11 protein-coding genes are annotated in these 13,891 nt (G+C 71.6%); 6 read left to right on the top strand and 5 right to left on the bottom strand.

Annotation, left to right across the window (positions count from 1 at the left end; genetic code table 11):
• Positions 1–41 precede the first annotated feature (41 nt).
• Both ACIRS4_RS20910 and ACIRS4_RS20905 read left to right on the top strand, forming a co-directional pair.
• Positions 42–617, top strand: coding sequence for a hypothetical protein (locus tag ACIRS4_RS20910; protein ID WP_404197898.1), 576 nt, complete (start codon positions 42–44; stop codon positions 615–617).
• Positions 618–747: 130 nt separating this feature from the next.
• A complete protein-coding gene (locus ACIRS4_RS20905) occupies positions 748–1,872 on the top strand; it encodes an ADP-ribosylglycohydrolase family protein (RefSeq protein ID WP_404197896.1) in 1,125 nt (374 codons plus the stop codon).
• Positions 1,873–1,942: 70 nt separating this feature from the next.
• Here ACIRS4_RS20905 and ACIRS4_RS20900 read toward each other — a convergent pair whose 3' ends face one another.
• Both ACIRS4_RS20900 and ACIRS4_RS20895 read right to left on the bottom strand, forming a co-directional pair.
• On the bottom strand, positions 1,943–3,505 hold the full coding sequence (locus ACIRS4_RS20900) for a sodium:solute symporter family protein (protein WP_404197894.1): 1,563 nt from the start codon (positions 3,503–3,505) through the stop codon (positions 1,943–1,945).
• Positions 3,506–3,644: 139 nt separating this feature from the next.
• Positions 3,645–4,430, bottom strand: coding sequence for an SDR family oxidoreductase (locus tag ACIRS4_RS20895; RefSeq protein WP_404197892.1), 786 nt, complete (start codon positions 4,428–4,430; stop codon positions 3,645–3,647).
• Positions 4,431–4,519: 89 nt separating this feature from the next.
• Here ACIRS4_RS20895 and ACIRS4_RS20890 point away from each other — a divergent pair, with 89 nt between their 5' ends.
• Positions 4,520–5,359 carry a hypothetical protein gene (locus ACIRS4_RS20890; RefSeq protein WP_404197889.1) on the top strand — a complete coding sequence of 280 codons (840 nt, stop codon included), beginning with the start codon at positions 4,520–4,522 and terminating at the stop codon, positions 5,357–5,359.
• A gap of 53 nt (positions 5,360–5,412) precedes the next feature.
• Here ACIRS4_RS20890 and ACIRS4_RS20885 read toward each other — a convergent pair whose 3' ends face one another.
• Positions 5,413–7,332, bottom strand: a complete 1,920-nt coding sequence (locus ACIRS4_RS20885; RefSeq protein WP_404197887.1) for an MFS transporter — start codon at positions 7,330–7,332, stop codon at positions 5,413–5,415.
• Between the two features lie 172 nt (positions 7,333–7,504).
• Positions 7,505–10,078, bottom strand: a complete 2,574-nt coding sequence (locus ACIRS4_RS20880; protein WP_404197884.1) for a D-alanyl-D-alanine carboxypeptidase — start codon at positions 10,076–10,078, stop codon at positions 7,505–7,507.
• A gap of 238 nt (positions 10,079–10,316) precedes the next feature.
• On the opposite strand from ACIRS4_RS20880, the gene ACIRS4_RS20875 reads away from it, so the two are divergent.
• The 3 genes from ACIRS4_RS20875 (at position 10,317) to ACIRS4_RS20865 (ending at position 12,695) form a co-directional block, all read left to right on the top strand.
• The gene (locus tag ACIRS4_RS20875; RefSeq protein ID WP_404197882.1) at positions 10,317–11,072 is read left to right on the top strand and encodes a GPP34 family phosphoprotein; all 756 of its coding nucleotides are present in this window, start codon (positions 10,317–10,319) and stop codon (positions 11,070–11,072) included.
• A 322-nt stretch (positions 11,073–11,394) separates the two neighbouring features.
• Positions 11,395–12,252: a helix-turn-helix transcriptional regulator gene (locus ACIRS4_RS20870; RefSeq protein ID WP_358797350.1), complete on the top strand. Its 858-nt coding sequence runs from the start codon at positions 11,395–11,397 to the stop codon at positions 12,250–12,252.
• Between the two features lie 251 nt (positions 12,253–12,503).
• On the top strand, positions 12,504–12,695 hold the full coding sequence (locus ACIRS4_RS20865; protein WP_351091464.1) for a DUF397 domain-containing protein: 192 nt from the start codon (positions 12,504–12,506) through the stop codon (positions 12,693–12,695).
• 150 nt (positions 12,696–12,845) lie between these two features.
• Here the strand turns inward: ACIRS4_RS20865 and ACIRS4_RS20860 are convergent, their stop codons facing one another.
• A complete protein-coding gene (locus ACIRS4_RS20860) occupies positions 12,846–13,349 on the bottom strand; it encodes a glutathione peroxidase (protein WP_404197879.1) in 504 nt (167 codons plus the stop codon).
• Positions 13,350–13,891: the final 542 nt, after the last annotated feature.

Below are 13,891 nucleotides of genomic sequence, written 5' to 3'. Positions count from 1 at the left end.
TGATCGGGCCCCGGAGGACGGGGCCCCGTACCTGAGGAGATGTGCCCGTGGCTGCCCGACGGCTTCCCTCGTGGGCCTGGGTCACCGGTCTCACGGCCGGCGCGATCGTCGCCGTCGGCGCGCTGACGCTGCAGGCCGACAAGGGGGAGCGGCCGGCGGTGACGGCGGCCAAGCCCTCCGCGTCGGCCTCCGCGAGCGCCCGGCCCCCGGCGTCCGCGCCGTCCGCCCCGGCGAAGGCCGCCGTGCCCGAGGACTCCGGCACGGGCCGCCGTGTCGTCTACTCCCTCCAGCAGCGCCGCGTCTGGCTGGTCGACGCCGACGACGCGGCCCGCCGCACCTTCCTCGTCTGGCCGGGCACCGTGGACCCCGATCCCGGCAACTACACGATCTCCCTGCGCAAGGAAGCCACCACCGGCTCCGACGGCGTCGAGATCGAGCACATCGTGTACTTCACCGTGAAGTCCGGCGTGAACATCGCCTTCTCCAACGCCGTCGACGGCGCGTCCCCGAACCCGGCCGCCGGCGCCCAGACCGGCGGCATCCGCATGGCCAAGGCCGACGGCTCGGCCCTGTGGGCGTTCGGCGCGACGGGCACGAAGGTGCGCGTCGTCAACTGAGCGCCTCGGTGACCGTGCCCGTTAGTGAGCGGGCAGGCCTCCGCTGTGCCGACCCTCCTCCTCTGCCGCTCCGGCCTCGTTCGATTACAGTGGCGAACGTCGTACGTACGGACGGTGCCGGGAGGACTTGGTGGGTGCGACAGCCGGCCCGGTCTGGGGCCGTACCGAACAGCAGGACTTCCGCAGCCGGGTGCGCGGCACGCTGCTGGGCGCCGCCGTGGGAGACGCCCTCGGCGCGTCCGTCGACCGGCTCGGCCTGGAGGAGATCCGGCAGGCCCACGGCCCCGAGGGCCTCGTCGACCTCGCCCCCGCCCACGGCCGCCGCGGCGCCGTCACCCACCTCACCCAGCTCAGCCTCTTCACCGTGGACGGCCTGATCCGCGCCCAGGTCCGCCGGGACACCGGCGCCTGGCACCCGCCGACCGACCTGCACCGGGCCTACCTCAGATGGGCGGCCACCCAGCGGGACTGGGGCCCCGACCTGCGCCGCAAGGACGACGGCTGGCTGGCCCACGAGGAGTGGCTGTACGTTCGCCGGGACCCGCCCCGCGCGCTGCTCCTCGGACTCGGCGACGAGGTGATGGGCACCCTGGAGGCGCCCAAGAGCCCCGACGAGACCGGCCCCGAGGCCGCCGCCCGGTCGGCCCCCTTCGGGCTGCTGGTCGGCTGGGAGCCGCAGCTCGTCGCCCAGCTCGCCGTCGAATGCGCGGCCCAGACCCACGGTCACCCCGTCGCGTACCTCGCCGCGGGCGCGTACGCCGTGACCGTGCACGCCCTCGCCCGCGGCGACAGCCTCGACGGCGCGGTGCAGCGGGCGCTCGCCGTGCTGGCCGCCCGCCCCGGGCACGAGCCGGTGTCGGAGGCGCTGCAGCACGCGCTCGGCGCGGTGCGGCAGGGGATGCCCGGCCCGGCGCGGGTGGCGGAGCTGGCGGGGGAGGGGACGGCGGCGGGAGCGCTGTCGGCGGCCGTGTACTGCGCCCTCGTCGCGGAGGACGTCCGGCACGGTCTGCGTCTCGCGGTGAACCACGGCGCCCGCTCGGCCCCGGCCGGAGCGCTGACCGGCGGGCTGCTCGGCGCGCTGCACGGCGAGACGGCCCTCCCGCCGGCCTGGGTGGCCGAGCTGGAGGGCCGTCCGACGATGCTGGAACTGTGCGACGACTTCGCGATGGAGATGACGCAGGGGCCGGCCCTGCACAGCCCTGCGGGGGCGTCTGCCGCTTGGCTGGCGCGGTACCCCCGGGGTGGGGTGGACTGAGCCCTGTCGGCGTCGCCGCCCGGGGGCTGCCGCCCCCGGGCCCCGCTTCGGCCCTGGACGGGCCGCGTCCTCAGGCTCCCCCGGCGGGGCTCGATGCGTCCAGCTCGCGTTCTGCCGCCGTCGTGCCCGTGTCGCTCCCGTCGCCGTTGACGCGGTCGATGATCGCCAGGCGTTCCGGGGTGTCCTCCGGCTTCAGGTAGCCGATCAGGATGTAGAGGACCAGGGAGACCGCCAGCGGTACCGAGACCTGGTACTGGAGGGGCACCCCGCCCTCGACGTTCCAGTTGATCGGGTAGTTGACCAGCCAGAAGGCGAGCAGGCCCATCGACCAGCTCGTCAGGGCCGCCGTCGGGCCGGAGCGGCGGAACGGGCGCAGCAGACCGAGCATCATCGGGATCGCCATCGGACCCATCAGCCCGGCCACCCACTTGATCACCACAGTGATGATGTCCTTGAACGTGGGGGAGTTGACCTGGGTCGCGGCCGCCATCGACAGCCCGAGGAAGACGACCGTGGCGATCCGGGCCACCCGCAGGCCCTGACCCTCGCTCCAGGTCCGCGCCCTGCGCCACACCACCGGCGCGCAGTCCCGGGTGAAGACGGCGGCGATGGCGTTGGCGTCGGAGGAGCACATGGCCATCGTGTGGGAGAAGAAGCCGACGATGACGAGACCCAACAGGCCGTGCGGCAGCAGCTGTTCGGTCATCAGGGCGTAGGAGTCGGAGCCGCCCGGCTTCTGCGACCTCACCAGCAGCGGCGACATCCACATGGGGAAGAACAGCACCAGCGGCCACACCAGCCACAGCACCGCCGACAGCCGCGCGGAGCGGGCGGCCTCCTGCGGGGTGGCCGTGGCCATGTACCGCTGGGCCTGGTTGAGCATGCCGCCGTTGTACTCGAAGAGCTTGATGAACAGGAACGCCAGCAGGAAGACCACGCCGTAGTCGCCGACCAGCGGCTCCCCGTGGCCCTTCATGGCCGGCTCGTCCCATGCGCTGACCGGGCCGAGGCCCTTGTCGTCGAGTTCCGCCAGAACCGCGACGAACATCGCCACACCCGCGAGGAGTTGGATGACGAACTGCCCCAACTCGGTGAGCGCGTCCGCCCACAGTCCGCCGATCGTGCAGTACACCGCCGTGATGCCGCCGGTGATCAGGATGCCCTGGTTGAGGGAGATGCCGGTGAAGACGGACAACAAGGTGGCGATCGCCGCCCACTTGGCGCCCACGTCCACGATCTTCAGCAGCATCCCGGACCAGGCCAGCGCCTGCTGCGTCTTCAGGTCGTAGCGGTTCTTCAGGTACTCCAACGGGGAAGCGACATGGAGACGCGAGCGCAGCCGGTTGATGCGGGGCGCGAAGAGCTTGGACCCGACGGCGATGCCGAGCGCGATGGGGAAGGACCAGGTGACGAAGGAGGTGACGCCGTAGGTGTAGGCGATCCCGGCGTACCCGGTGAACATGACCGCGCTGTAGCCCGACATGTGGTGCGAGATGCCCGACAGCCACCAGGGCATCCTGCCGCCGGCGGTGAAGAAGTCGCTGACGTCGTCCACGCGTTTGTGGGACCAGACGCCGATGGCGACCATCACGCCGAAGTAGCCGATGAGCACGGCCCAGTCGAGACCGTTCATGTGCGCCCTCCCAGGGATCAGCCCGGCGCTCATCGTGGGCGCTGTCGCGTGGACACGACAAGTAAGCGTAGGGTCAAAGGGAGGTAAAGGTATTCGTCATGGTGTCCGGTGTTCACTCACATGAACTAGCAGTGAGGGGTCACCGCATCAGCTCCCCCGCGTTGACCAGCAGCGACTGCCCGGTGATCGCCCGAGCCCGGTCCGACGCCAGGAACACCGCCGCGTCCGCCACGTCCGCGTCCGTGGCCAGCTCCGGCAGCGCCATCCGTTCCGCCAGCCGCCCGAGCACCACCTCCTCGGCCACACCCTCCGTCGCCGCCGTGAACTCGACGTACGCCCGCACCGGCGGCCCCCACATCCAGCCCGGCAGCACGGTGTTGACCCGGATCCGGGACGGCCCGAGCTCCCGCGCCAGCGAGTACATCGCGCTGGTCAGCGCCCCCTTCGACGCCGCGTACGCCGCCTGGCGCACCTGAGAGGGCGCGGCCACCGCCGACTGCGTCCCGATGAACACCACCGAACCGCCCCGCGCCCGCAGCCCGTCCAGGCAGGCCCGCGTCATCCGCAGCGACCCCAGCAGATTCACGTCGATGACCGACTGCCAGGTCGCGAAGTCCGCGTCCTGAAGCCCGCCGAAATAGGAGTCCCAGGCCGCCACGTGCACCACGGCGTCGATCCCGCCGAACCGCTCCAGCGCCAGCCCCGCCAGCGCCGCGCACTGCTCCTCGTCGGTGACGTCGGTCGCCCGGTACGCGGTGTGCGTCCCGTCCGGGTCGATCTCCGCCGCGCTCTTGGCGAGGTTCGCCTCGGTCCGCGCCCCGAGCACCGCGTCGCCGCCGTCCCGTACGACCGCGGCGGCGACCTGGTGACCGAGCCCGGCGCCGACTCCCGAGACGACGACGGTCTTGCCGGTGAGCAGGGACATCGGGACCTCCCGGGTCTGGCGCATCATCTGACGGGGCGTCAGAGTATGGGCGACCGCAGGAGGACGGAAGAGGACGGAAGGGGAACGCCATGAGCGAGGAGACCCGCAGCGAGACCTACGCCGAACTGGCCGCCGTCGGCCCCTACGGGGTCCACCCCGGCCACGCCCTGATCACCATGGTCGAACCCCACCCCGGCCATGAGTACGCCTACAACCGCTGGTACGAGGACGACCACTACTACGCCGGCGCGATGGCCATGCCCTGGATGTACGCGGGCCGACGCTGGGTCGCCACCCGCGACCTCCAACTCCTGCGCCTCCCCGAGAAGTCGGCGGTCGCCCAGCCCGTCACCGCCGGCTGCTACCTCTCCACCTACTGGATCACCGACGGCCGCTACGACGACCACATGCGCTGGACGGTCGCCATCAACAAGCGCCTCAACCGGGACGCCCGCGTCTACCGGGACCGCACCCACGTCTTCACCGCGTTCCAGGACCACGAGAGGACCGTCTACCGCGACGGCGCGGCGGGCCCCCGCGACTTCCACGCCCTGGACCACCCCTACACCGGACTGGTCCTCCAGGTCGTCGACGCCGACACCCCCGAGCAGCGCCCCGCCCTCCTGGACTGGCTGAGCACCCGCCTGCTCCCACGGCGTCTCGCCGCCTCACCGACGGCGATGGTGACGGTCTTCCGCCCGACCCCCCTCCCCGGCGACCGCATGACCTACGTCAAGCAGGTCGAGGGCGTCGGCACCCGTCTGACCCTGCTGTGGTTCCTGCAGAGCGACCCCAGGGACTGCTGGGACGCTCACTTCGCGGACCTGGAGACGGCGGTGGGGGAGTCGGGCCTCGGGCGGCTGGAACTGCTGGCGCCGTTCATCCCGACGGTCCCGGGAACGGACGCCCATGTGGCGGACCTGCGCTGACCGGCCCCGGGCGGCGACGCCCGCTCCGCCCGACGGTCACCGGAAGAGAAACGTCACCGCATCTCGTCCGGGCAAGGCGTCCCCCGGGGCAGCTCGTACGGCGCGGCGAGCCGGTACGTCCCCGCCCGCGGAGCGACCAGCATCGTCCACTTGTCGCCCTCCCTGTCCTCCTCGGTCTCGAAGAGGCACCCGTTGAGGTTGTCGTACGTCTTGGCCTCGCCCTCGGAGCGGTCCTTGGACGCCTGGGTCTCCTGCGGAGGCTCCAGCTTCTCGCCCTCCGAGTCGACGATGCTCAGCCACGGCGAGTAAGGGATCTTGATCAGCACCCGCCCCGCCTTCTGCACGTCGACCGTCAGCTCACCCTGCGCCGCCCGCTGCACGACCGCGTTCGGCTCGGCGAGGGACGCCGGGTCCTTCACCCGGAACAGCTGCCAGTTGGCGTCGCCCCAGATCTGTTCCAGGAACGGCAGCCCGCGCTGCAGCAGCGCCCGTTCCCGCTGCCCGCCGTCCCCGTCGGGCTCGTCCTTCGGCAGGACCACGAAGTGCACGGCCCACCGCTGGAGCCACTGGTGGTAGTTCGCGGAGTTGAGGGTGTCGTCGTAGAAGAGCGGGTTGCGCTTCATGTCGGCCTGGCGGTTCCAGCCGCGGGCCAGGTTGACGTACGGCGCGAGCGCGGACGCCTCGCGGTGCGAGCGGGCCGGGACGACCTCCACCCGGCCCCGCTCGGCGCCGACCTCCTGGAGTTCGTTGACGAGCGGCGCCAGCTCCCGCGCCCAGGACGCCCTCGGCGTCGTGTGGATGATGTCGTCGACCGTCTTGTAGCCGACGAAGCCGACGAACACGGCCGAGGTCAGCACGACCGCGTACCACTTGCGGGTCTTCGGGGCCGCGAACGGCAGCGCCGCCATCAGCACCACCCCCGCGAACAGCATCGCCAGCCGCGTGATGTTCGAGCCGATCTGCGAGCTCACGATCCACACCATGAGCACCGCGGTCCCGTACACCGCCGCCGTGATCCGTACGGTCGCCCAGTCCTGCGGGACGGCGGTGTAGACCACCACCGAGAACAGGATCGGCAGCACGGTCGAGCCGAACGACATCGGCTGGGTGCCGGAGAACGGGAACAGCCAGGCGGACAGCGCCACGATCACCGCCGGGGCGAGGCCCAGCGCCCACGCGCCCGGCCGCCGCTTCTGCAGGAACATCGCGACGGCGACCAGCCCCACGAACAGTCCCGCCACCGGCGAGCCCATGGTGGCGAGCGCGGCCAGCGGCGCCGCGCACAGCGCCTTCGCCCACCGCTTGTAGCGCCAGCGGTGCGGCCAGCAGAACACGACGGCGACCGCGCCGAGCGCGAACATGGTGCCGAGCCCGAAGGTGACCCGCCCCGAGATCGCGTTGCACAGCAGCCCGAACACGCCCGCCAGCGCAGGCGGCAGGGGGTCCCGCACCGGCCGGCAGCGCAGCAGGATCAGCGTCAGCAGCCCCGCCGAGATCGTCCCGGCGATCATCATCGTCGTACGGACGCCGAGCACGGACATCAGGTACGGCGACACCACGCTGTACGACACCGGGTGCATCCCGCCGTACCAGGCGAGGTTGTACGCGGAGTCGGGGTGCCGGCCGACGAACTCGGCCCACGCGTCCTGCGCCGCCAGGTCCCCGCCGCTGTTCGCGAACGTGAAGAACCAGATGACGTGGAGGAGGCCGGACAGCAGGGTCACGGACAGCACGAGATGCCGCCGGCACCACGCGCGCGCCCGCTCGGCGGCGCCGCTCGGGGAAGCGGCGGGCTCGGGGGCGGTCTTCTGCGGGGCGGCAGGCCCGGCGTCGGGTTTCACGGAATCACCGGAGGCGGGGTCGTCGTCGGGGGCGTCGGGGGCTGGGCCGGTGTCACGGTCGTGGTCGCCCGCCTGCGGCGCGGGCAGGCGCACCCGTGTGTCGTCGGCGCGTCTCGGCTCCGCAGTGGCCACCTGAAGGCACTCCCCGTGTCCCGTCTTCCCGTCCTCGGCGGCGTCGCGTTCGCGCCCGCTGCACGGCCGCGTCGCCACGACCGCCGACCTGTCCCGGTTCGGGACGCTAGCACGCACCCCGCCGGGCGGCTGCCCGACGGGGTGCGAGAGGGGGGTGTGAGCGGTGCGGGGCTCAGCTGACGCGCGTCAGCTTGTCCAGGAAGCCCGGCTCGCTCAGTTCCGACCGGAGCGCGACCGGGACCTTGACGGCCCCGCTGACGCCGTCGCCGACGGTGAGCGTGCCCACCTGGGTGCCCGCCTCGGCCGTGTGCGGAAGCTCGCCGGGGGCGAACGACAGCTTCACCGTCAGCCCGGCCCAGCCGACCGCCGAGACGTCCTCGGTCGCCACGACGGGCGTGTGGTGCCCCATCTTGTCGTCCACGTACCCGACGACGTCGCCCTTCTTGAGGATCTTCGACGAGGTCATCGCGTCCTGGGCGGCGAGCAGCGCGGTCTTGCTGACCGCGTTGACCGTGTCGATGATCGGCGAGGTGTGCTGGCCGAGGACCGCGCCCACCAGGGTGACGGTCTTCCCGCCCACCTCCTTGGTCGCGGCGAACAGCAGGTTGCCGCCGGCCTTGCTGGTGGACCCGGTCTTCAGGCCGATGGCGCTGTTGTACGGCACGAGCGTGTTGTAGTTGCGCCACTCCTTGCCGGTCGGGTCGAACCACTTCGGCAGTTTGGTGATCTCCACCAGGGCGGGGATCTTCACCAGTTCGTTGCCCAGCTTCACCTGGTCCGCGGCGGTGGAGACGGTGGTCTCCTTCAGCCCCGAGGCGTCGGTGTACGTCGTGTTCGTCATCCCCAGCTGCTTGGCGGTGGCGTTCATCTTGGCGATGAAGGCCGCCTCGTTGCCCGCGTCCCAACGGGCCAGCAGCCGGGCGATGTTGTTCGCCGAGGGGATCATCACGGCCGACAGGGCCTGACGCAGGGTGAGCTTGTCGCCCGCCTTGACGGTGTTGAGGGTGGACTCGCCGCCGCTGACGTCGTAGCCGCCCTCCTTCTCGGCGGTGGGGTCGACGGTGATGGCCGGCCCCTCCTCGCCCGACTTCAGCGTGTGGTCCTTGAGCACGACGTACGCCGTCATCGCCTTCGCCACCGAGCCGATGGCCACGGGCTTCTGGTCGCCGAAGCCGCTCATGGTGCCGATGCCTGTGACGTCCATCGAGCCCTGGCCCTCCCCGGGCCACGGCAGCGCCAGCTTGCCGCCTTCGAAGGTGTACGTCTCCTTCGCGGTGAGAGCCAGCGCGGGTGCCGGAAGCGGCCGCACGGCCTGCGCGATCGCAAACACGATCACCAGCAGCACGAGCAGCGGCGTCCAGATCTTGACCCGGCGGCCCAGCGTGCGCAGCGGGGTGGGCGGGGGCGGCGGGGTGTTGGTCAGCTCGGCCAGCAGGTCCAGCGGCGGCTTGGGCGGCAGCGGCTGCTGGGTGGTGCGCTCGGGGCCGATCTGCGGCACGACGGCGGTGGCGTCGGCGGCGGGCTTCGCGGGCTCGGCGGTCGGCCGGGGGGACGGCTGGGCGGCCGGCTTGGCGTCGGGCTTGGCGGCCGGCTTGGCCCGTTCGGGCGTGGGCTCGGCCGGGGCGGTGGCCGGCGGCTTGCGGGTGGAGGGGTCGTCGAGGGGCTTGAGCGCGACGAACTTGCTGGCGCGCTCGGGGGCGGCGTCGGCGTCGGACTTCGCCTCGCCGGGCTTCGGCTTGTCGGCGTCGGCCTTCGGCTTCTCGTCGGCCTTCGGCTTCCCGGCTTCGGCCTTCGGCTTGTCGGTGGCCGGCTTCTCGGCGTCCTGCTTCGCCTCGGACGCGGGCTCGGTGGCGTCGCCGCCCAGCTTCAGCATCGTGGTGGGCTGGTCCACGGCGGGCTTGGCGGACGGCATCTTGAAGATGGCGGTGGGCTGGTCGACGGGGGCGTCGGCGTCCGCACCGTCTTCGCCGGCCTTGGGGGACTTGGCGTCCTTGGCGTCCTTGGCGTCCGTGTCGTTCTCGGCGGCCTCGGGGGCGTCGTCGGTCTTGGCGGCCTCGGGCTCGTCGCCCTCGGAGGTCTCGTCCTTGGAGGCCTCGTCCTCGGAGGTCTCGCCGCCCTTGGGGGCCTCGTCCTCGTGGGCGTCGTCCGCCTCGTCCTTCGGAGCGGCCTCGTCCTCGGCCTTCGCCTCGTTCTTCGCGGCCCACTTGGGCGCGGCCTTGGCGACGGGCTTCGCCTCGGAGTCCTTCTCGGACTCCTCCCCGGCCTCGGACTCCTTCAGGGCCGCGGGCGACTCCTCGGTCTCGTCCGCTTCGTCCGCGTCCTGCGCGTCCTCCGCGCTCTCAGGGGCTTTCTCGGCCGTCTCCTCGTCCGCGGAGGCCACCCACTGGGCCACCGCGGCCCGCAGACGCTCGTCGCCGCTCCCGGAGCCGCCGGAGGCGCCGTCGGAGGCGCCGGCCTTCTCCGTGGAGCCCTCGGCCGCCTCCGAGGCGTCCTCAGCGGTCTCCCCGGCCTCTCCCCGCTCTTCCTGCCCGTCCTCGTCGGTCTTCAGCTCGCGGACGGAGAACACCCTTGTCGCCGTGTCCACCCCCCCGCGTGCCGCACTCGACGAACTCGACGCCTCGCCGTCACGCGCCGCCGCGACCCTGGGATCCCGCGCCTCGGGAACCGCGCCGGCGCTCCCCGACGTCGGTTCTGCCGACGACTCGCGCTGCTTCGACTTCGACTTGTCGGGGGACTCGCCCGCCACCGATGCCTCCTCATGTGCCGCACGCCCACCGCGCGCGCCTGCCGAACCGTGAACCGCCGCCCGGGACAGTGCTGTACGCACTGTCCGAACCATCTACCAGTGTCCTGGGTAGAGGCCTTGGCTCCTGCGGTAGACGAGAACGACATACCTACTGGTTCCACTACGAACCGGTCACGCACTCTCGACAGATGAATGTGAGAGGGGTCACCCTGTCATTCATCCACGCGGGGAGGCATGGATGGGCAGGAGCCGCAGAACACTTCCGGAGGAGCTTCTGCTGCTGGCATTGGACCCGACCACGGGTACCACTGCGCAGCCGCAGTCGCTCGACCTTGGTCTGGCCGGAGCACAGCTAGTGGAGCTGGCGCTGGCCGGACGGATAGCCCCAGACGGGGATCGTATCGCCGTGGTGTCCCCACGGCCGACTGGAGATCCGACTCTGGACTGCGCGTTGGAGTTGCTGCGAAGGCGCGGCGCTCCCGTACGGGCCGTCCACTGGATCGGCGGACCCCGGCTGGGGCTCCGTCAGACCTACCTCTCGCATCTGGAGCGGTGCGGCATGGTGCATGCCGTTGCGGGTCAGATGTGCGGGGTGCTGCCGACGACTCGCTACCAGGCGACCGACACGGCGATCAGCCGGGAGATCAGGGCCCGGCTGGACTCCGCGATCCGCACCGGCGTGCCGCCGGACCCGCGGACCGCGGCGCTCGCCGCGCTGGCGCACGCGGTCGGTCTCGGCAAGCACCTGTACCCGGGCAACGAGGGACGTTCGTCCCGCTCCCGGCTGCGGGACCTGATCAGGCACGACCCCATGGGCGGCCTCGTGGCGCACGCCGTGATGGACGTTCAGAACGGTGCGGCGGCCCAGCCGCGCCGGAGCCCGGCCCAGGCCGGCCGTCCGGCCGGACCGGGAGCGAGGACGGCCCCGGAGCCCGCCCGTGGCGTTCCGGCGCAGCCCCATCGAAGCGCCATGGCACGCGTCGTGGCCCACTGAGCACACCCGTGAGGGACGGTCGCGGGGATCCCCTTCATCCCCGTGAGACCCGTAGTACCCCCGTAGTACCGGTAGCAGGGCTGCAAGACCCGTAGTACCCGTGAGACCCGTTCGGGAGCCGCCGCGGCCCGCGCGGGGCGGTGACGCCGTACGTCCTTGTGGGACGTCCCTTCGGCGTCGCCGCCCCGCGCGGACGCATGTCCGGGGCAGTCGATCGCATATCCACCGTTTTCCAGCGGTGGAAAGCGCCTTGGTGGCAGTCTGCTCAACAGCAGATACGCAAAGTGTCAGATACAGGCATGCAGCCGGAGGTGCACGTCCCGTGGCGTCGAATGTCAATCCCACCGTCCGGCGGCGCCGGCTGGGGCAGGAGTTGCGCAAACTCCGCGAGGACAAGGGCATGACGGCGGAACAGGTCGCCGACCGCCTGCTCGTGTCGCAGTCGAAGATCAGCCGTCTGGAGAACGGCCGGCGCAGCATCAGCCAGCGTGACGTCCGCGACCTGTGCGGGGTGTACGAGGTCGAGGACCAGCGGATGGTCGACTCGCTGATGGAGATGGCCAAGGACTCCCGCCAGCAGGGCTGGTGGCACGCCTTCGGGGATGTCCCCTACAGCGTCTACATCGGCCTGGAGACCGACGCGGCGAGTCTGCGCGTGTACGACCCGCAGGTGGTGCCCGGCCTGCTGCAGACCCGCCAGTACGCCGAGACGCTGATCGCCGGCGCGCTGCCGGAGACCGCGCCGGCCGAGATCGACAAGCGGGTGCAGGTGCGGATGCGCCGTCAGGAACGGATCAGCGCCGAGGAGAACCCGCTGCGGCTGTGGACGGTGATGGACGAGGCGGCGCTGCGCCGTGTCGTGGGCGGCAGGTCCCTGATGCGGGATCAGCTGGAGCATCTCGTCGAGCAGTCCCAACTGCCGCACGTCACCGTGCAGGTGATCCCCTTCGACATGGGCGCGCACCCGGGCCTGAACGGCCAGTACGCGATCCTCGAGTTCCCCGACGCGTCCGACTCCAGCGTCGTCTACATCGAAGGCGTCACCAGCGATCTGTACCTGGAGAAGCCGAACGACGTCCAGAAGTACAGCGTGATGTACGAGCATCTGCGGGCGCAGGCGCTGAACGTGGAGCAGTCGCGGCAGTTCATCTCGCGGATCGCGAAGGAGTACGCGCAGTAGGGCTGTTGGCGGCCGCTGAAGGGCCGCCGGGTGGGGAAGGTCCCGCAGAGTACACCCCACCCGACCGGGATGGAAGTCTCATCTGGAATATGCCATCCGGTCGAGTGAATAGTCGCTTCGTACGTCGATGTCGGCGAGTAGCGTCGATCACGCCATCGGGCAACGCCGTTGGCGCAAACCGTTCCTGGGCTCGCGTTCCTGCCCGGGGGCGGCGACACAGCAACTCATCACACCGGCAATCCGGAGCAAAAATGGCAATTCGTCAGGGTGCCACGGACACGTGGACCAAGTCCTCCTACTCCACCGGCAACGGCGCGTGCGTCGAGATCAAGTCGCCGGTCGTCGCGGCCATGGCCGTGCGGGACTCCAAGGTCGAGAACGGGCCCGTGCTGGACTTCCCCGCCACCGCGTGGAACGTCTTCGTCGCCTCGGTCAAGGCGTAGTCTCCGGTCACGGCTCAGGGGGAGGACAGGTCCTGAACTCCTCGCCCCGTGCCGCGACCGGCCAAGCCCTCTCGACGAGCTCGCCGTCCTTGCCGAGGGGGCTCGGCTTGCGCCTTCGGCGCTCGGGGGTTCCCGGCCCGGGGACTCTTCTCAGCCCAGGTGCTTCTCGACGGCGGCGACGACCTCGGCGGACTCCGGCTCGGTCTGCGGCGAGAAACGGGCTACGACGGTGCCGTCCCGCCCGATGAGGAACTTCTCGAAGTTCCACCGGATGTCACCGGAGTGGCCCTCGGCGTCGGCGAAGCCCACGAGCCGCTCGTAGAGGGCGTGCCGGCCGTCCCCGTTCACCTCGACCTTCTCGGTCAGCGGGAAGGTCACGCCGTACGTGGCCGAGCAGAACTCGGCGATCTCCTCCGCGGAGCCCGGCTCCTGCCCGAGGAACTGGTTGCAGGGCACCCCGAGCACGGTGAAGTTCTGCTCGGCGTACCGTTCCTGGAGCCGCTCCAGCCCCGTGTACTGCGGCGTCAGGCCGCACTTGGAAGCGACGTTCACCACCAGCACGACCTGCCCGGCGTACCGCGAGAGCTCAGCGCCGCCTCCCTTGAGCGCACCGATCTCCACGTCGAGGGGCGAACCAACAGCATCAGTAGTCATGAGCGCGAGCCTAGACGCTCCGCTGGTCGAGCCCTCCACTCGACGTCCACCCTGGCTGCCTGGCCACCCCCGGCTGCTGGGCTGTCGCCCCGGCTGCCTGGCTCCAGCATCTGCCGGCACCGGGCCGCTTCCCGGCCCTCGCCGTGGTCGTGTCCGTGCCGAGCGGACTGCCGCGATGCGTTGTCGGCTCGCCGCCGCGCCGTCGTGGCCGGTCGCGCAGTTCCCCGCGCCCCTACCCGGCACTGCCGACCCCGGTGTCCACCCAGCACCCCCCAGCCGCAGACCACCGCACGCCCACCCAGCCGCGAGCTGCCGCGCGCCGCCCCCCCAGCCGCGGGCAGTCGTGCCGCTGGGGCGGCACGGGTGGGCGCGGCGGCACCCCGGCAGCGCCGGGCTGCGCGACCCACCCCCGAGCCTCAGCCGACCCGCACAACGCGCCCCCGGCGGCAGCCGACCCGCACAACGCGCCCCCGGCGGCAGCCGACCCGCACAACGCGCCCCCGGCGGCAGCCGACCCGCACAACGCGCCCCCGGCGGCAGCC

It is taken from the genome of Streptomyces sp. NPDC101166 (assembly GCF_044768125.1).
Lineage (GTDB): Bacteria > Actinomycetota > Actinomycetes > Streptomycetales > Streptomycetaceae > Streptomyces.
The sequence above is the reverse complement of the archived record's forward strand: the minus strand, read 5'-3'. Positions and strand labels throughout refer to the sequence as shown.